Consider the following 17,329-nt stretch of genomic DNA (forward strand, 5'->3'; position numbering starts at 1 on the left):
GTGATCGAGAACGGGACGAACCGCCGCGCCGCAGGGACCCTCGTCGTGCTCACGCCCGTCGTGGCCGAACTCGCGTGGGGCAGCACCCCGATCACCATGGCGTGGCTGACGCTGCTCTGGATGCCGATCTACGGCGCCGGCGTGCTGCTCGTCCGCGAGGCGTGGGTGCGCTCGGGGCGCCCCTGGGTCGCGCTCGTGCCGCTGGGCCTGGCCTACGAACTGGTCGAGGACGGCATCGGTCTGCAGGCCCTGACCAGCCCGAACCTGTACCACGCGGCCGACTGGGGCGTCCGCCTGCTCGGTGTGAACCTGACCTACTGGGAGGCCAACGCCGTCTACCACACGGTCTTCTCGGTGCTCGTGCCGATCGCGCTGGTGCACCTGGCGTTCCCGTCGCACCGCGGCCGGCCGTTCCTCCGCACGCCCGGGACGGTGGTGACGGCCGTCGTCGCGATACTCGGGGTCGCGCTGCTGCGCCTGGCGGTCCCGCCCTTCGAGGACCCGACCTACGTCGCGCCGCTCGCCGTGCCGGTGACGTGCGCGGTCCTCGCCGCCCTGCTCGCCGTCCTGGCGCTGCGCGTGCTGCCGCCGTGCCGGCAGGCCGCTCCGCCCGCGGGACCGGTGCCGGCGCCGTGGGTGCTGGGCGCCGGTGCGGCGGTGCTCTGTGGCGCCGTGCTGGGGACGACGTGGCCCGCGCACGCGGAAGGTCAGCCGGCGGGCACCGAGGGGCTCGCGGTGCTCGTCCCGATGGTCGCGGGGCTCGCCCTCGCGGTCGGCGGCGGCGTCGCCGTGTCCCGGTGGGCCGCCCGGGCCGCGTGGACCGACGGCCACGTGCGGTGGCTGCTCGGCGGCCTGCTCGTCGCGCACACCCTGGCGGGCACCGTCCTGTGGGCGCGCACGGGCGTCGACGTCGTCGGGCTGCTGGTGCTGGCCGCGCTCACGGTCGTGCTGCTGGCGCGGCTCGGCCGCCGCGCTCCGGCCCCGGTGCCCGCGTGACGCCGGGGTCCCGCCGGCCCGCCGTTCGCGGGGCCGGCACGAGCAGCGCCACCAGGGCGGCGGCGGCGACCACCACCGCCGCCACCGCGAACGCGCGCGTCGTGCCGGCGGTCTGGGCCACCGGGGCGGTCGCGCCCTCCGCCAGCAGCGCGGCGGTGTGGGCGGCGGCGAGGGTCGAGAGCACGGAGAGCCCGATCGCCCCGCCGATCTGCCGCGACGTCGTCACCAGCCCGCTGACCAGGCCGGACAGCTCCGGGCCCACGCCCGACGTCGCCGCCGTGGTGACCGCGGGGAACACGATCCCCATGCCGAGCGACACCGCGATGCCGGGCCCGAGGATGCCGGCGGCCCAGCTCGTGGTGGGGGTGAGGAACGCGAACCAGGCGAATCCCGCGGCCGTCAGCGTGCCGCCGCCGACGATCATCACGCGGGCCCCGAACCGCGGGAGCAGGCGCGACGAGATCTGCGAGCCGACCACCACCGACGCCGACTGCGGCAGGAACGCGAGCCCCGCGGCGAGGGCGTCGAACCCCAGCACGCTCTGCATGTGCAGGGAGACGAAGAACCACATCGAGAACATCGCCGACGTGATGAGCAGGATGACGACGTTCGCGGTGCTGACCGAGCGGATGCGGAACACGTCGAGGGGCACCAGCGGGTGGCGGCTGCGGCGCTGGACCAGCAGGAACGCGCCGAGCAGCACCACCGCGACGCCGATCCCGCCGAGCACCCGCCACGACGTCCACGGCTCGGACTCCAGCGACACCACGCCGTAGACCAGCGCGACCAGCCCCGCGGTGACCAGCACGGCGCCGGCGACGTCGAGCCCCGGGCGGTCGTCCGCGCGCGTCTCGCGGACCACCGCGAGCGTGAGCAGCACCGTCAGGACCACCACGGGCACGTTGACGAGGAAGATCCAGCGCCAGCTCAGCAGCGCCACGAGCAGCCCGCCGGCCAGGCCGCCGGCGGCGCCGCCGATGCCCCCCATCGCCGACCACCAGCCGAACGCCTTCGCGCGCGCCGCGCCCTCGGCGTACGTGGTCTGCAGGATGACCAGCGACGCGGGGGAGAGCACCGCCCCGCCCAGCCCCTGGGCCGCGCGGGCGGCGAGCAGCAGCGCGGGGTCGTTCGCGAGGCCGCCGACCAGGCTCGCCAGCCCGAACAGCGCGAGCCCGACGAGGAAGACCCGCCGGCGGCCGAAGAGGTCCGCGGCGCGCCCGCCGAGCAGCAGGAACCCCGCGAACGCGAGCGTGTAGGCGTTGACCACCCAGGCCAGGCCCTCGGCGTCGAACCCGAGGGCGTCGCGCATCGCCGGCAGCGCCACGTTCACGACCGACACGTCGAGGACGACCATGAACTGGGCGAGACAGCTCGTGAACAGCACCAGCCCGGTCCGGCGGTCGGTCGTCACGTGGCGCCAGCCTAGGGTGGTCGCCCGTGGCACGCAGCGACGGCAGGGCGGACGACGAGCTCCGCGACATCAGCATCACCCGTGGGTTCCAGCAGCACCCGGCGGGATCGGTGCTGGTCTCGTTCGGGCAGACGACGGTGCTGTGCGCGGCCAGCGTCACCGAGGGTGTCCCGCGCTGGCGGCAGGGCAGCGGCCTGGGCTGGCTCACCGCGGAGTACGCGATGCTGCCCTCGGCGACGCACACGCGCAGCGACCGCGAGTCGGTGAAGGGGCGCGTCGGCGGGCGCACGCACGAGATCAGCCGGCTGGTCGGGCGGGCGCTGCGCGCCGCGATCGACCTGCGGGCGCTCGGCGAGAACACCATTCAACTCGACTGCGACGTCCTGCAGGCCGACGGCGGCACCCGCACCGCCGCGATCACCGGCGCCTACGTCGCCCTCGCCGACGCGGTCACCTGGCTGCGCGCCCACAAGCGCCTCGCCGACCCGCAGCCGCTGTCGTGCTCGATCGCGGCGGTGTCCGTCGGCGTCGTCGACGGCCGGGTGCGACTCGACCTGCCCTACGAGGAGGACTCGCGGGCCGAGGTCGACATGAACGTCGTCGCCACCGACACGGGCACGCTCGTCGAGGTGCAGGGCACGGGCGAGGGCGCGACCTACACCCGCGCCACGCTCGACGCGATGCTCGACTCGGCGCTGGCCGGCTGCGCGCACCTCACCGAGCTGCAGAACGCGGCCCTCGCCGAGCCGTACCCGGGGGAGCTGCCGTGACTGAGTCGATGGGTCGAGCTCCGCTCCGCTCCGTCTCCCGAGTCCTCCTGGCCACCCGCAACGACGCCAAGCTCGAGGAGCTGCGGCGCATGACGTCGTCGCAGGGGCTCGAGGTGATCGGCCTCGCCGACGTCCCGGAGTTCCCGGAGGCCCCCGAGGTCGGGGCGACCTTCGAGGAGAACGCCCTGGCCAAGGCCCGCGACGCGGCCGCCGCGACCGGCTACGTCGCCGTCGCCGACGACTCCGGCCTCACCGTCGACGCGCTCAACGGGATGCCGGGCATCCTCTCGGCGCGCTGGTCGGGCCGCAGCGGGTCGCGCGAGGAGCGCGACGCCCGCAACCTCGCGCTCGTCCTCGACCAGACCGCCGACGTCCCCGAGGAGCGCCGCGGCGCCGCGTTCGTCTGCGCCGCGGCCGCCGCGCATCCCGACGGGCGGGTGGTCGTCGTCGTGGAGCGCTGGCCCGGCCGCCTCATCCGCCTGCCGCGGGGCACCAACGGGTTCGGCTACGACCCCGCGTTCGTGCCCGACGGGGAGTCGCGCACCTCCGCGGAGATGGCGCCCGAGGAGAAGGACGCGGTGTCCCACCGGTCGCGGGCGCTGCGGGCGCTGATCCCGCGGCTCTCCGAGCTGGGCTCGTCGGTGTCGTGACCGACCAGTACTTCTCGGAGCAGCCGACGTCGCCGTCGGACCCGGTGTCGTTCCGGCTCGAGATCGGTGACGTCGCGCTGGACCTGACCACCGACTCCGGGGTGTTCGCCCGCGGCCGGCTCGACAAGGGCACCCGGGTGCTGCTCGAGAACGCGCCGGACCCGGCCGGGACCGGCGACCTGCTCGACCTCGGCTGCGGCTACGGCCCGATCGCCCTGTGGCTCGCGGTGCAGCGGCCGGGCTCCACGGTCTGGGCGGTCGACGTCAACGACCGCGCGCTCGACCTCGTCCGCGCCAACGCCGCGGCGGCCGGGCTCGCGAACGTCCGGGCCTGCCGACCCGACGAGGTGCCCGCGGACGTGCGCTTCGCCGAGCTGTGGTCGAACCCGCCGATCCGCTCGGGCAAGGCCGCGCTGCACGAGCTGCTGCTGCGCTGGCTGCCGCGCGTCGACGGTGCGTCCTACCTGGTGGTGAGCAAGAACCTGGGGTCCGACTCGCTGGCCCGCTGGCTGGACGAGCAGGGCCACCCGACGCGACGGCTGTCGTCGCACGCGGGATTCCGGGTACTGGCCACCACGTGATCTCCTACGCCCACGAGGGCAACGGTGTGCCCGTCGTCTGCCTGCACGGCTGGCCGGGGGCGGCGTCGGACTACCGGGCGCTCCTGCCCCTGCTCGAGCGCGACGCGGAGGTCGTCGTGCCCGACCTGGTGGGGTTCGGCGCGTCGTACCGGGACGGGGACGCCGACCGGCCGGCGTCGGACTTCGGCCGCGACGCCCAGGCCACCGCGGTCGTCGAGCTCATGGACCACCTGGGGTTCGGGTCCGCCGTGCTCGTCGGCTACGACGTCGGCTCGACCACCGCGTCCCACCTCGCGCGCACCCGTCCCGAGCGCGTGCGGGCCCTGGTGCTGGGCAACGCCATCCACCCCGGCTCGGCGGCCGCCGCGCTCGACGACGAGCATCGCGCCGAGTTCTGGTACCAGGACTTCCACCAGCTCGCCCTCGCCGCCCGGCTCGTCGACGGGTCCGCGGACGCGGTGCGGACGTACCTGGAGCACTTCTGGTCGCACTGGGGGCACCGGGGGATCGCGGCGGTGACCGAGGACCTGGTCGAGGCCTACGCCCGGCCGGGCGCGTTCACCACCTCGATCAACTGGTACCGCTCCGGCTCGGCCACCGTGGCCATCGCGCTGGCGGCGCGGGGCCAGGACCCGCCGGCGCCGATCACCGTGCCGACCACCGTGCTCTGGGGCGACCGGGACCCGCTCTTCCCGCCCCGCCTCGCCGAGGGCCTCGACCGGGCGTTCGCCGACCTCCGCGGCGTCCAGCACCTCGAGGACGTCGGGCACTTCGTGCCGCTCGAGGCGGCGAACGAGGTCGCCGCTGCGGTCCGGGCGTTCCTGTAGCCCGCGGGGCTCGTAGGCTCGGAACCAGCCGGGTCGGTGATGTTGGTCCGAACGGCGGGTCGGCGTAGCCCAAAGGCAGGAGGCAACGGCTTTAGGTGCCGTCCAGTGCGGGTTCGAATCCCGCCGCCGACACTCCCTACAGCTTCAGATCGCGCAGCAACCGGCCCACGTGGCCGGTGGCCTTGACCCCGTACTGGGCCTCCTCGATCGTCCCCTCGGCGTCGACCAGGAAGGTCGAGCGGATGACGCCCGTAGTGGTCTTGCCGTACATCGTCTTCTCGCCCCAGGCGCCCCAGGCCTGCATGACCGCCTTGTCCGGGTCGGAGAGCAGCGGGAAGGTCAGGCCCTCCTTGTCGCGGAACTTCGCGAGCTTCTCGGGCTTGTCCGGCGAGATGCCCAGGACGGTGACGTCGGCGTCGTTGAACGTCGCGAGGTTGTCCCGGAAGTCGCACGCCTCCTTGGTGCACCCCGGGGTGCCGGCGGCGGGGTAGAAGTACACGAGGACGCGGTGGCCACGCAGGCCGGCCAGCGACACCGTCTCGCCCCGATCGGAGGTCAGCGAGAAGTCGGGCGCGGGTTGACCGGGGGCCAGGCGGGTATCGGCGGTCACGGGCGGGCAGGATAGCCGCCGACCACACGCCGGTCGCCTCCAACCAGCGAGGGACCGCACGGGCGACCGACGACCAGAGGAGGTGCCGTGGCACGGGACACGGACGCCATCGAGAAGGAGATCCAGCAGGCCCGCGAGGCGCTCGCCGGGGCCCTGGACGAGCTGTCGGAGCGGGCCAACCCCCAGCGCCTCTCCGAGCAGGGCAAGGAGATGGCCGCGCAGAAGTGGGCCGACCCGCGGGTCAAGTACGCCGTCTACGCCGCCGGCGCGCTCGTGGGGCTCCTGATCCTGCGCAAGCTGTTCGGGTAGCCAGGTCCGACTCCGGTGGCGAGGTGGTACAACCGCCTCGCCATCGGCTGTCTGGACGACGGAGGTCCCCGCAGTGCCCGAGCTGAGCAAGGCCGCGACCGAGTTCCGCCGGGCGCGGGACGAGCTGCTCGAGCGGCGCACCGACTACGACGCCGCCATGCGGGACTTCACCTGGCCGCGCCTCGACGAGTTCAACTGGGCCCTCGAGCACTTCGACGCCATCGGGGCCGACCCCGGCACGGCCCAGCGCCCCGCGCTCTGGATCGTCGAGGAGGACGGCCGCGAGGCCAAATACAGCTTCGCCGACATGAGCGAGCGCTCGAACCGTGTCGCCAACTGGCTGCGGGCGCAGGGCGTGGCGCGGGGCGACCGCATCATCCTCATGCTCGCCAACCAGGTCGAGCTGTGGGAGACGATCCTCGCCGCGATGAAGCTCGGCGCCATCCTCATCCCGTCGACGCCGATGCTCGGCCCGGCCGACCTCCGCGACCGCATCGACCGCGGCAACGCCCGCCACGTCGTGGTGCGCGACGTCGACGTCGACAAGTTCGACGACGTGGCGGGCGACTACACGCGGATCGCCGTCGGGGACCGGATCACCGAGCCCTGGCTCGACTACGCGGCGGCCTACGACGCCCCCGCCGAGTTCACCCCCGACGGCCCGACCCGCGGCGACGAGACACTGCTGCTCTACTTCACGAGCGGGACGACGTCGAAGCCGAAGCTCGTCGAGCACACGCACACGAGCTACCCCGTCGGGCACCTCTCGACGATGTACTGGATCGGCCTGCAGCCCGGCGACGTGCACCTCAACGTCGCCTCGCCGGGCTGGGCCAAGCACGCCTGGTCGAACGTCTTCGCGCCGTGGGTCGCCGAGGCGACGATCTTCATCTACAACTACACCAAGTTCGACGCCGACAAGCTGCTCGACGTCATCGTCGAGAAGGGCGTGAGCACCTTCTGCGCGCCGCCGACGGTGTGGCGCATGCTCATCCAGGCCGACCTGACGCGCGTGCAGGTGCCGGTGCGCGAGCTCGTCGGGGCCGGCGAGCCGCTGAACCCCGAGGTGATCGAGCAGGTCCGCGACGCCTGGGGCATGACGATCCGCGACGGGTTCGGCCAGACCGAGTCGACGCTGCAGATCGGCAACCCGCCCGGCCAGCGCGTCAAGGACGGGTCGATGGGCCGGCCGCTGCCGGGCTACCCGATCGTGCTGGTCGACCCCGTCAGCGGCGAGCGCGGCGACGAGGGCGAGATCTGCATCGACCTGGGGACGAACGCTGCGGACCGCCCCGTCGGCCTCATGGTCGGCTACAAGGACGACCAGGAGCGCAACGACGAGGTCTTCCGCGGCGGCGTCTACCACACCGGTGACGTGGGCTCCCGCGACGAGGACGGATACATCACCTACATCGGGCGCTCCGATGACGTGTTCAAGGCGTCGGACTACCGGATCAGCCCGTTCGAGCTCGAGAGCGTGCTCATCGAGCACGACGCCGTCGCCGAGGCCGCCGTCGTGCCGTCGCCCGACGCGCTGCGCCTGGCCGTGCCGAAGGCGTACGTCGTGCTCTCGGCGCGGTACGAGCCGTCCCGCGAGACGGCCCTGGAGATCCTGCGCCACGCGCGGGAGAACCTCCCGGCCTACAAGCGCGTGCGGCGCCTCGAGTTCTTCGAGCTGCCCAAGACGATCTCCGGGAAGATCCGCCGCGTGGAGCTGCGGACCCGCGAGACCGACCTGCGGTCCGACCCCTCGGCGGGCGAGCCCGAGAGCGAGTACCGCGACGAGGACTTCCCCGAGCTGCGGCAGTGAGCTACAGCTTCCCCGTCGTCCCCCGCTACGCGGAGGTCGACCAGCAGGGCGTGGTGTTCAACGGGCACTACCTGACCTGGTTCGACGAGGCCTTCACCGGCTTCCTCGACCACGTCGGGCTCCCGTACCCGGACCTCATCGCCTCGGGCGTCGACGTCATGGTCGTGCACTCGGAGCTCGACTACGGCGGATCGGTGCGCTGGCGCGACGACGCGCGCGTCGAGGTCGCGTGCGAGCGACAGGGGACCACGAGCTTCACGCTGGGGTTCACCGTCTACCGCTCGGCCGACGAGGTCGCCGTGACGGGCCGCAACGTCTACGTCGTCGTCACCCAGGACCCGGAGACGAAGGCATGGGCCAAGGCCCCGGGCATCCCGGAGCCCCTGGCTCGCGCGCTCGGAGGCTGAGGACGAATGTGGACGATCGCGCTCGGCGAGCACCTCGCTCGTGTCCTCACGCCGCTGCTGCCCGCGGATCGCGAGCTGATCGCCACAGGGATGGAGCTCGCCGTTGTCGTGAGGCGTGAGGGAGCACCGCTCCGGGTGGCCGCGACCCATCAGCTCCCCACCCCTGGGGAGGCATCGACCCTCGACGCCGGAGCGGTCGACGAGGTCCTGCGCGACCTGCAGGACGAGATCGCCCTGCACCTCGGTGAGGCCTGGCCGCTCTCGGCGCGCGGTACGGCACTGCGCGGCGTTGCCCGTCCCGCGGGCGAGTCGATCGCCCTGGCCTTCGAGGCGCGATCGGGCGACTCCGCGGACTCGCTCGTCCTGGAGCCCTTCGTCCCGCCGTCGCCCGACGGCACTCGCATCGCCGGCTGACGGCTCTCCAGTTCGATCACCCGAGGGTGTCGCCGGCGTCGTGCGCTGACGACACGCCCGGAAGATCGAACGGGAGAGGTCGTCAGCTCCCGGCGCGGAGCGCGAACGGCAGGACCGCGCCGCGGCGCAGGGCGTCGGCGTCGATCGACGTCAGGGTCGGGAAGCGGTCCAGGCGCGAGACGGCGAGCGCGACGGGGTCCTCGACGCGGTCGACGCGCCCGCTCAGGTAGGCCCACTCGTGCTCGTCGGAGCAGTACGGCAGGACCGTCGCGAAGACGTCGCCGAAGCGGCGGGTCATGCGCCCGAGGGTGTCGTTCCGCCACAGCGTGGGGCAGCCGGCCTGGGAGCACACGACCCCGCCGGGTGTGAGCACCGAGGCCGCGCGGCGGAGGAACTCCTCGCCGTAGAGCCGGGCGTGCTGGGCGGGGTCGGTGACCTCGACGGGCTCGTCGGGCAGGTCGACGACCACGACGTCCCAGCGGTCGCCGCGCGCGGCGGCGTCGACGAGGAACTGCCAGCCGTCGGCGTAGTGCACCCGCACCGGGCCCTCGCCGCCCTCGGCCGCGGCGAGCTCCTCGGAGGTGTAGCCGTAGGGGAGCAGCTCGGCGCAGCGGCGGACGCACTCGGTGTCGATGTCGACGTGGTCTACGCGCGTCGCGCCGGCGGCCACGGCGAGCTGGGGCACGACGCCCTCGGAGGAGCCGACGACGAGCACCGAGCGCAGCTCGTCGGCCAGCAGCATCGGGGGCACGGCGAGGGCCTCGTGGTAGACGAGCTGGGTCGCCTCGGTGGACTGGCGCTCCCCGTCACAGAACAGCGACACGCCCTGCGCGGTGCGCGCGACCACCATGTCCTGCCACGCCGTGCGGCCCCGCCACAGCACCTCGTCGAGGCGCCAGCGCCGCCGCATGCCGGGCGCGAGGGGCTCGTCGACCTCGCGGCCACCCGCCCCCGGGGCCAGCCCGGCGCCGCGGGCCACGACCTGCGCGCGCACCTCGGCCGCCCCGAGCTCCTGGCCGAGGACGTCGACGATCCGCTCGGGGTCGGCCTGGTCGCCGCAGGTGAAGACGTCGACGAACGCCGCGGACGCCTCCGGGTAGGCGTGCACCGAGGCGTGCGACTCGGCGAGCAGCGCCAGCACCGTCGTGCCCTGGGGCTCGAAGCGGTGGGCGACGACGTCGATCACCGTCGCGCCGCCGGCGTCGAGCGCGTTGCGCAGGGCGACGGTCAGGCGCTGCTCGTCGGTGAGGACGCCGGCCTCGAGGCCGCGCAGCTCGGCGAGGACGTGGCGACCCGCGAACGTCGCGGGTCCGGACGGGGTGCGGAGGGTCAACGCCCACCTTCCTTCGGGGCATCGTGGACGTACACGGGCAGCGGTGGCAGGCCGTTGAAGCCCACCGAGGCGTAGCTCGCGGTGTAGGCGCCGGCGCCGAGGAGCTCGACGACGTCGCCGGGGGCGAGGTCGAGGGGCAGGCGCACGTCGGCGTGCCGGTAGAGCACGTCGTCGCCGTCGCACGTCGGCCCGGCCAGGACGACCGGGCCCGTCGGCCCGGTGTTCCCCGGCGTCCGCAGGCGGTACACGATCATCTCGGCCTCGGTCTCCGCGAGGCCCTGGTAGCGGCCGACGTCGAGGTACACCCAGCGGCGTCCGGCCCGCTCCGCCACGAGCACCACCTCGGCGTGCAGCACGCCCGCGTCGGCGACGAGCGCGCGCCCGGGCTCGGCGATCAGCCGGGGGCGCCACCACGGGTGGCGGGCGAGGGCGTCACGGACCGCGGACGCGACGGTGCAGAGGTCGGGGACGGGGCCGCCGGCGTGGACGGTGGGGAACCCGCCACCGAGGTTGAGCTCGGCCGGCGCGTGCTCGCCCAGGCGACCGGCGACGTGGGCGGCAGCATCGACGGCGCGGGCCCACGCGGCGGGGTCCCGCTGCTGGGAGCCCACGTGGAAGCCGACGCCGGCCGCGTCGAGCCCGCCGGCGCGGGCGCGCTCCAGCAGCGCCACGGCCTCGTCCGGGGTGGCGCCGAACTTCCCCGCGAACGGGGTCGCGGCGCCCTCGTCGCCGACCGCGAGCCGCACCCCGATCGCGGCGCCCGGGGCCTCGCGGGCCAGCAGGTCGACGTCGTCGGGGGCGTCGGTGGTGAAGCGGGTGACGCCGGCGGCGCGGGCGGCGCGGACGTCGGCGGCCTTCTTGACCGGGTTGCCCCAGGACAGCCGCTCCGGGCGGGCGCCGGCGACCCGGCAGAGGTCGAGCTCGCCGGGGCTGGCGAGGTCGAACGAGGCGCCCTCGGCGACGAGGAGCGCCAGCACGTCCGGGTGCGGGTTGGCCTTGACGGCGTAGCAGAGCTCCACCCCGTGCAGCGCCTCCCGCACGGCGCGGTGGGCGCGGCGGACGACGGCGAGGTCGAGCGCGAGGTGCGGGGACACCCGACCGACACCCACGCCTCCATGGTGCCGTACGGATTCTCCGGATTCATCTCCGAACGACTGACCCTCGCGGCGCCCGGCGCGTACCGTACGGATCTCCGGAGCTACAGGGGGCTGCGGACCGCTGTCGGGGGCGGGCTCGTGCACGAAGGGGGGTGTCATGCCGTCCACCTCGTCCCGAGGTTGGAACCCGGCACCGCGTCCGCGACCGTGGCCGTTCCGCACACCGCGGAACATCGTGGTCACCGGGCTGTTCGCCGTGGCGCTCGTCGCGGCGCTGGTCGGCGTGGGCAGCACGGTGACACCCGGCCCCCGTGACGACGCGGCGGGCCTCACCGGCTCGTCCACCGACGCGCCCACGACCTCGGCGGACGCCGACGCCCCCGACCCCGGATCGGGCTCCTCTCCGACCGGCGACGGCGGGCACGGCGACCCGCAGGCGCTGCCCGACGCGGCCCCGTCCGGCGCGCCGCCCGACGGCTCCCTCCCCGACGAGCTGGCCCCGCCGCTGACGCCCATCCCGCTGCCGGGCTCGCGCCCGGTCGGCACGCCGGAGGCCTCGCCGGGCGAGCCCGGCTCCGAGGCGCCCGTGACGCCCCCGCCGGGGTTCGACCAGCTGGTCCCCGAGCTCGACCCCGTCCCGCTGCCGGGGGCGCAGAGCTCGCCGGGCCCGACGCTCGCGCCCGACACCGGCGCGGCCGGCCCCACCCAGCCCCCCGCGAGCAGGCCCCGCGCCACCGAGGACGACGACCGCGGGCCCGTGCTCGACCTGCCGCTGCTGCCCGACCCCACGCGCGACGAGCCCACGGGCTCCCGCGAGGGTCGTGGCGGCGGTGGGGGAGACGGCGGGGGAGACGGGGACCGCGGCCGGGGCGAGGGTCGGGGCGGTGGTCGTGACGGTGGTCGTGACGGCGGCGCCGAGCGGCGTCAGGAGCCCACCGGGGACACGCCGCCGACCACCACCGGCGGCGCGACCACGACCGACGCGGCCCCGACGCTCGAGCTGCCCACCGACGCGGGCGCGCCGGTCTCGACGCCCGAGGGCTGGCCCACGTACGGCGAGCCGGGCGCGGGCGGCGGTGACTCAGCCGGTGACGGCGACGCGGACCGCCGGTCGGCGCCCGCGACGACCCCCGAGGGCTGGCCGCTGCCGAGCGACGCGACGAGCGTCCCGGGCGGCGACCGCCGGGGTGGCGACACGGCGGGCGACGACGCCGACCGGGGCCCGGAGTCCACCACCGACCCCTCGACGGGCGTCACCACGACCCGCGACCCCGAGACCGGCACGACCACCACGGTCGACCCGACCACCGGGGCGTCGCTGACGACGCCGTCCGATCGCGGGTCCGACGCCGGGGACCGCAGCACCCGCTCCGGCCCCAGCGGCACCACCACGCAGCCGGCGGACGACGAGTCCGGCTCGGTGCGCCCGACCACGGGCTCCGACGAGCGCTCCGGGCGCGCCAGCGGCGGCGACGGGTCGGCCACCGCCTCGCAGGGGCGGGCGACCGCCTCGGCCGGCGACGGCACGGCCTCCGCCTCGGCCGGCGACGCCACGGCGTCGAGCGACGGCGGCACGGCGTCGACGCGCACCCGGGCGACCGTCGACTCGTCGGAGGGGTCGGACGGGTCGCGGGAGTCGTCCAGCGACTCGTCGCCCGACCCGAGCACGCGGCCCACCGCCCGCTCCGACACGAGCGGCAGCGACGACGGCGAGGGCAGCGGCCCGACCTCGCGGCGCACCGTCTCGTCGGGCGACCGCGACACCGGGGGCGGCTCGGACAGCAGCTCGAACAGCAGCTCCGACGAGGGCAGTGGCAGCTCCGACGGCGACGGCTCCTCGCCGAGGACGAGTGCCGCCGACGTCGAGCCGCAGATGGTCATGCCGACGACGTCGCCGGTCGACCCGCGGTTCTGGGCCTGGCTCACCGCGACCATGACCCGCTGACGTCGGGAGCGACGCCGGGACGGCACGATCGCACCGTGACCTCCGCACCCGGGCCGACCCCGACCGTGACGCCGGCCGAGCTGCACGCGCGGGGCGAGGAGTTCGCGCGGTTCTGGACCGAGCGGCACCTGTGCACGCTCACCACCCTGCGCCGCGACGGCTCGCCGCACGTCGTGCCCGTGGGCGTGACGCTCGACCTCGACACGGCCACGGCACGGATCATCACCTCGGGCGGCAGCGCGAAGGCGCGCCACGTCCGCGCGGCGGGGGAGGCCGGGGCCCGGGTCGCGGTCAGCCAGGTCGACCGGGCCCGGTGGTCGACGCTGGAGGGCCTCGCGGTGGTGCGCGACGACCCGGCCTCGGTCACCGACGCCGAGGAGCGCTACGCCGGCCGCTACCGCACGCCGCGGGAGAACCCGGCGCGCGTCGTGCTCGAGATCGCGCTCACCAGGGTGCTGGGCAGCCGGTAGGAGGTCAGGTCTCCAGCGGCACCAGGTGCTCGGCGAACTCGTCGAGGAACCCCGGCCACGACGCGGGCGCCGCCGCGGGACGCACGACGAACTTCGTGATGCCCTCGTCGACGAACCGCCGCACCTGGTCGCGGGCGGCGTCCCACCCGTCGGCGACGAGGTCGCGGGGGTCGACCTCGGGCCGCCGGTGCGCGGACGACGCCCGCGCCCGGTCGGCGTCCTCGGCGGAGGTGCCGGGCGGGAGCACGAGCAGGTTGGTGCCGTAGTGGTCGTCCTCGACGGCGCGCCCGGCCTCGTCGGCGGCCGCGGCGATCGTCGCCCGGGCGGCGCCGGCCTCGGCCGGGGTCACGAACGACGCGAGCCACCCGTCGGCGAGCCGCCCGACCCGGCGCAGCGCGGCCGGCACGAGCCCGCCGAGCCACAGGTCCAGCGGGCGCTCGGGACGCGGCTCGACGACGGCGTCGTCGAGCGTGAAGAACTCGCCGTGGAACGTCACCGACTCCTCGGTGAGCAGGCGGCGCACCACCATCAGGGCCTCCTCGAACACCGCGACACGCGGACCGGGGACGGGGTAGACGGTGCGCTCCGCGGCGGTGGCCGGGCGCAGGCCGAACACGGGCAGGACGCGGCGCGGGGCGAGCGCGGCCAGCGACGCGAGCTGGGCCGCCACGACGGCCGGGTTGCGGCCGGGCAGGACGACCACGCCGCTGCCGACCTTGAGCGACGTCGTGCGCGCCGCCGCCCAGGCCATGGCCACGATCGGCTCGACGGTCGGCGCGGCGACGCGGTCGGGGAACCAGACCGAGTCGATCCCGCGCTCCTCGCAGCCGTCGACGAGCTCGAGCGTCGCCCCCGCCGGGTCGCGACGGGAGGGCCCGGCGCCGATGCCGATCCGGACCTTCATCGTCGCGTCCCCGAGCGGGGCCACCTCGGTGGCGGCGCTCATCGCACGGCCGCCCCGGCCAGGAGCCCGGCGCGGTCGCCGAACGCGTCGAAGAGCACCCAGCTCGCCGCCCGCGACTGCTCGGCCCGCGCGGCCGTCTCGGCGCGCAGGGCGTCGGTGTCCACGCCCAGCTCGGGCAGCCGGTCCTCCAGCGGGGTGCCCGTCCAGCGCGCCACCCACGTCTCGTACTCGGCGGGGGTGATCTCCGGGTGGAACTGCACGCCGAGGTGGACGCCGTCGCGGAACGCCTGGGTGCACCGCTCGGACACCGCCAGGACCTCGGCCCGCGGCGGTGGGGTGAGGCTGTCGAAGTGGAACTCCATCCACGGGCCCGGGGCGACGACGTCGGGGGCGAGGGTGGTGATCTCGTGCCAGCCGTTCTCGTGCCGGCCGTCGGCGGCGTTCGCGCTGCCGCCGAGCACGCGCGCCAGCAGCTGCCCGCCGAAGCAGATGCCCAGCAGCGGGACGCCGGCGGCGATTGCCCGCCGCAGGTAGGCGATCTCGTCGGCCAGCCACGGCACGGTGTCGTCCCACGCGCCGCGGATCGAGCCGAGGACGGCCACCGCGTCGACGGTCGAGGGATCGGGCAGCGGCCCGCCGGCCACCCCCGGCACGATCTCGACACCCCGGTCGGCGGCCCAGCTCGCGAGCGTCCCCGCCTGCACGAGCACCGTCTCCGGGTCGACCTCGTGTCCGATCACCAGCATCCTCGGCACACCCATACCGTGGTGAACGCAGCGACCCGTGCGAGGCTTCCGCCGTGGCCAAGCCGTGTGCGTTCTGCGCGATCATCGCCGGCGACGCCGCGGCCGACGTCGTGCACTCCGGCGAGCGGACGGTGGCCTTCCTCGACAAGTCCCCGGTGTTCCACGGCCACGTGCTGCTCGTGCCGCGGACCCACCTCACGACCCTCGCCGACCTGCCTGCCGACGAGCTCCCGGACTTCACGGCCCTCGCCCAGCGGCTCGAGCGCGCCGTCGAGTCGGCGATGGAGGCGCCGGGCTCGCTGGTGCTGATCAACAACGTGATCAGCCAGTCGGTGCCCCACCTGCACCTGCACGTGATCCCGCGCCGCCCGAAGGACGGGCTCCGGTTCTTCCTGGGACCGCGCCACCCGTACGGCTCCCCGGACGAGTCGGCCGACGTTGCTCGGCGTATCGCGGCTGCTCTGGATGCGACCCGACACGACGGTTGACCCGAGGGGCCGACGAGGCGTCGAGCGGGGCCGTACGCACGCCCGGCGGTCGCCGAGGCCCGTGAGCGGTGCGTGACGGCCGCCGGACGGTCGCCCGGAAAGCCCTCCGATCGAGTGAGGAGCTACCCGCGGGTCGCCCGGACCTGTCATCCTCAGCGGGAACGCACGCGGTGGTCCGTCGAGCACGCTGGGTCACTTGCTCCTCGCCGACGTTCCGGAGGTCCCCGTGCCGCTCCTCGTGTGGGTCGCCGTCCTGGTGGTCGGCTGGTGCGCCGCCTCGCTCGTCACCGCGCTGATGCTCGGCACGTGGCTGCGGCGCCGCGCCGAGGCCACCGACCCGGGAGGCGCGCTGCGTCCCCTCGACACCGGGCCGCTGCGCCTGTGGCTGGGCGACCTGCCCGAGGTCCCCGAGACGCCCGCCGAGCTCGGCCGCCGCGGCGGCTGGGACGGTCTCGTCGCCGGCCTGCCGGCCCCGCGGCCGCAGGCGGAGGTCGCCGACCGCGAGACGATCGGCTAGCTCGCCCCTAGACCTCGACGCCGACGGCCCGCCGCACACCACGCAGCGTCCGTGCGGCCTGCTCGCGGGCGATCTCGCCGCCACGGGCGAGGATCGCGTCCAGCTCGCTGCCGGGGGCGACGAGCTCGTCGTAGCGTGCCCGCATCGGGCCGAGCTGCACCTCGAGCACGTCGGCGAGCTGGTTCTTCAGGTCGCCCCAGCCCACGCCGCCGGCCTCGAGGCGCTTGCGGGTGTCAGCCACGACGTCGGGCTCGGCGAACTGCGCGAGGATCTGGAACACCGCGGACGAGTCCGGGTCCTTCGGGGCCTCGACCGGCGTGGAGTCGGTCGGGATGCGCCGCACCAGCTTCTTGAGCTTCGCGGCCGGCAGGAACAGCGGGATGTAGTTGTCGTAGGACTTGCTCATCTTGCGGCCGTCGAGACCGGGCAGCGTGTGGCCCGTCGTCTCCGGCGGCACGACGGCCTCGGGGACGCGCAGGCGGTGACCCTCGCCGTAGCGGTGGTTGAAGCTGCCGGCGACGTCGGCGGCGATCTCGACGTGCTGGAGCTGGTCGCGTCCCACCGGCACGAGGTCGGCATCCATGATCAGGATGTCCGCGGCCATGAGCACCGGGTACTCGTAGAGGCCCATGTTGATGCCGGCGTCCGGGTCCTCGCCCGCGGCGACGTTGCGGTCGCGCGCCGCCTTGTAGGCGTGGGCGCGGTTCATCAGGCCCTTGCCGGTGACGCAGGACAGGATCCAGGTCAGCTCGAAGGTCTCGGGGACGTCGGACTGCTTGTAGAAGACCGTGCGCTCCGGGTCGAGCCCGGCGGCGATCCAGGTGGCGGCGACGGAGCGCGTCCACGCGGCGATGTCGCCGGCCGCCGGCGTGCCCGTGAGGGCGTGGTGGTCGGCGATGAAGTAGCGCGAGTCGAAGTCGGCCGTGCGGGCGAGCTCGAGCGCCGGGCGGATGGCCCCGACGAAGTTGCCCAGGTGCGGCTCGCCGCTCGGCTTGATCCCGGTCAGGGCGATCTTGCGTCGTTCCGTCTCCGCCACCCCTCGAG

20 protein-coding genes and 1 tRNA gene are annotated in these 17,329 nt (G+C 75.0%); 14 read left to right on the plus strand and 7 right to left on the minus strand.

The genetic code is table 11. The annotated features are described in order from the left end of the window. On the plus strand, positions 1-996 hold the full coding sequence (locus ABD994_RS05125; protein ID WP_345411390.1) for a hypothetical protein: 996 nt from the start codon (positions 1-3) through the stop codon (positions 994-996). Here the strand turns inward: ABD994_RS05125 and ABD994_RS05130 are convergent. Further along, complete coding sequence (locus ABD994_RS05130; protein WP_345411392.1) at positions 938-2,407, minus strand: MFS transporter; 1,470 nt, start codon at positions 2,405-2,407, stop codon at positions 938-940. The two genes, ABD994_RS05125 and ABD994_RS05130, sit on opposite strands and share 59 nt — an antisense overlap. A gap of 26 nt (positions 2,408-2,433) precedes the next feature. On the opposite strand from ABD994_RS05130, the gene rph reads away from it, so the two are divergent. The 5 genes from rph (at position 2,434) to ABD994_RS05155 (ending at position 5,367) form a co-directional block, all read left to right on the plus strand. Then, positions 2,434-3,177, plus strand: a complete 744-nt coding sequence (rph, locus tag ABD994_RS05135) for a ribonuclease PH (RefSeq protein WP_345411394.1) — start codon at positions 2,434-2,436, stop codon at positions 3,175-3,177. Positions 3,178-3,185: 8 nt separating this feature from the next. After that, positions 3,186-3,827 (plus strand): RdgB/HAM1 family non-canonical purine NTP pyrophosphatase, encoded by a 642-nt coding sequence (gene rdgB, locus ABD994_RS05140; RefSeq protein WP_345411735.1) that lies wholly within the window; start codon positions 3,186-3,188, stop codon positions 3,825-3,827. Then, complete coding sequence (locus ABD994_RS05145) at positions 3,824-4,408, plus strand: class I SAM-dependent methyltransferase (RefSeq protein WP_345411396.1); 585 nt, start codon at positions 3,824-3,826, stop codon at positions 4,406-4,408. The genes rdgB and ABD994_RS05145 overlap by 4 nt, the downstream gene beginning before the upstream one ends. After that, positions 4,405-5,235, plus strand: a complete 831-nt coding sequence (locus ABD994_RS05150) for an alpha/beta fold hydrolase (protein WP_345411398.1) — start codon at positions 4,405-4,407, stop codon at positions 5,233-5,235. The genes ABD994_RS05145 and ABD994_RS05150 overlap by 4 nt, the downstream gene beginning before the upstream one ends. Positions 5,236-5,293: 58 nt before the next feature. Then, positions 5,294-5,367 (plus strand) — tRNA-Leu (locus ABD994_RS05155). A gap of 4 nt (positions 5,368-5,371) precedes the next feature. Here ABD994_RS05155 and bcp read toward each other — a convergent pair. After that, complete coding sequence (gene bcp, locus ABD994_RS05160; protein ID WP_345411400.1) at positions 5,372-5,845, minus strand: thioredoxin-dependent thiol peroxidase; 474 nt, start codon at positions 5,843-5,845, stop codon at positions 5,372-5,374. 87 nt (positions 5,846-5,932) lie between these two features. Between bcp and ABD994_RS05165 the strand changes: the two genes are divergently transcribed. The 4 genes from ABD994_RS05165 (at position 5,933) to ABD994_RS05180 (ending at position 8,785) form a co-directional block, all read left to right on the plus strand. Then, the gene (locus tag ABD994_RS05165; RefSeq protein ID WP_345411403.1) at positions 5,933-6,154 is read left to right on the plus strand and encodes a DUF3618 domain-containing protein; all 222 of its coding nucleotides are present in this window, start codon (positions 5,933-5,935) and stop codon (positions 6,152-6,154) included. An 82-nt stretch (positions 6,155-6,236) separates the two neighbouring features. Further along, positions 6,237-7,964 (plus strand): AMP-binding protein, encoded by a 1,728-nt coding sequence (locus ABD994_RS05170; RefSeq protein WP_425550026.1) that lies wholly within the window; start codon positions 6,237-6,239, stop codon positions 7,962-7,964. After that, positions 7,961-8,371 carry an acyl-CoA thioesterase gene (locus ABD994_RS05175; RefSeq protein WP_345411405.1) on the plus strand — a complete coding sequence of 137 codons (411 nt, stop codon included), beginning with the start codon at positions 7,961-7,963 and terminating at the stop codon, positions 8,369-8,371. Before ABD994_RS05170 ends, ABD994_RS05175 begins: the two co-directional genes overlap by 4 nt. Positions 8,372-8,506: 135 nt before the next feature. Beyond that, on the plus strand, positions 8,507-8,785 hold the full coding sequence (locus tag ABD994_RS05180) for a hypothetical protein (RefSeq protein ID WP_345411406.1): 279 nt from the start codon (positions 8,507-8,509) through the stop codon (positions 8,783-8,785). 82 nt (positions 8,786-8,867) lie between these two features. On the opposite strand, the gene speD is transcribed toward ABD994_RS05180, so the two are convergent. Together speD and ABD994_RS05195 are read right to left on the minus strand one after the other, a co-directional pair. Next, positions 8,868-10,118 carry an adenosylmethionine decarboxylase gene (gene speD, locus ABD994_RS05185; RefSeq protein WP_425550020.1) on the minus strand — a complete coding sequence of 417 codons (1,251 nt, stop codon included), beginning with the start codon at positions 10,116-10,118 and terminating at the stop codon, positions 8,868-8,870. After that, positions 10,115-11,227 (minus strand): type III PLP-dependent enzyme, encoded by a 1,113-nt coding sequence (locus tag ABD994_RS05195; RefSeq protein WP_345411407.1) that lies wholly within the window; start codon positions 11,225-11,227, stop codon positions 10,115-10,117. Before ABD994_RS05195 ends, speD begins: the two co-directional genes overlap by 4 nt. Before the next feature lie 223 nt (positions 11,228-11,450). Here ABD994_RS05195 and ABD994_RS05200 point away from each other — a divergent pair, with 223 nt between their 5' ends. Beyond that, a complete protein-coding gene (locus ABD994_RS05200) occupies positions 11,451-13,160 on the plus strand; it encodes a hypothetical protein (protein WP_345411409.1) in 1,710 nt (569 codons plus the stop codon). Between the two features lie 35 nt (positions 13,161-13,195). Next, positions 13,196-13,630: a pyridoxamine 5'-phosphate oxidase family protein gene (locus ABD994_RS05205; RefSeq protein ID WP_425550021.1), complete on the plus strand. Its 435-nt coding sequence runs from the start codon at positions 13,196-13,198 to the stop codon at positions 13,628-13,630. A 4-nt stretch (positions 13,631-13,634) separates the two neighbouring features. On the opposite strand, the gene ABD994_RS05210 is transcribed toward ABD994_RS05205, so the two are convergent. Together ABD994_RS05210 and ABD994_RS05215 are read right to left on the minus strand one after the other, a co-directional pair. Continuing rightward, entirely contained in the window at positions 13,635-14,576 is a 942-nt protein-coding gene (locus tag ABD994_RS05210) for a TIGR03854 family LLM class F420-dependent oxidoreductase (protein WP_345411411.1), read from the minus strand. Continuing rightward, complete coding sequence (locus tag ABD994_RS05215) at positions 14,573-15,274, minus strand: type 1 glutamine amidotransferase (RefSeq protein WP_345411413.1); 702 nt, start codon at positions 15,272-15,274, stop codon at positions 14,573-14,575. The genes ABD994_RS05210 and ABD994_RS05215 overlap by 4 nt, the downstream gene beginning before the upstream one ends. A gap of 59 nt (positions 15,275-15,333) precedes the next feature. Between ABD994_RS05215 and ABD994_RS05220 the strand changes: the two genes are divergently transcribed. Next, positions 15,334-15,768 (plus strand): HIT family protein, encoded by a 435-nt coding sequence (locus tag ABD994_RS05220; protein WP_345411417.1) that lies wholly within the window; start codon positions 15,334-15,336, stop codon positions 15,766-15,768. 226 nt (positions 15,769-15,994) lie between these two features. Beyond that, positions 15,995-16,285, plus strand: a complete 291-nt coding sequence (locus ABD994_RS05225) for a hypothetical protein (RefSeq protein ID WP_345411419.1) — start codon at positions 15,995-15,997, stop codon at positions 16,283-16,285. Between the two features lie 7 nt (positions 16,286-16,292). Here the strand turns inward: ABD994_RS05225 and ABD994_RS05230 are convergent, their stop codons facing one another. Next, the gene (locus ABD994_RS05230; RefSeq protein WP_345411421.1) at positions 16,293-17,321 is read right to left on the minus strand and encodes a tryptophan--tRNA ligase; all 1,029 of its coding nucleotides are present in this window, start codon (positions 17,319-17,321) and stop codon (positions 16,293-16,295) included. Positions 17,322-17,329: the final 8 nt, after the last annotated feature.

Origin of the sequence: Actinomycetospora chlora (assembly GCF_039542135.1) — a bacterium.
GTDB lineage: Bacteria > Actinomycetota > Actinomycetes > Mycobacteriales > Pseudonocardiaceae > Actinomycetospora > Actinomycetospora chlora.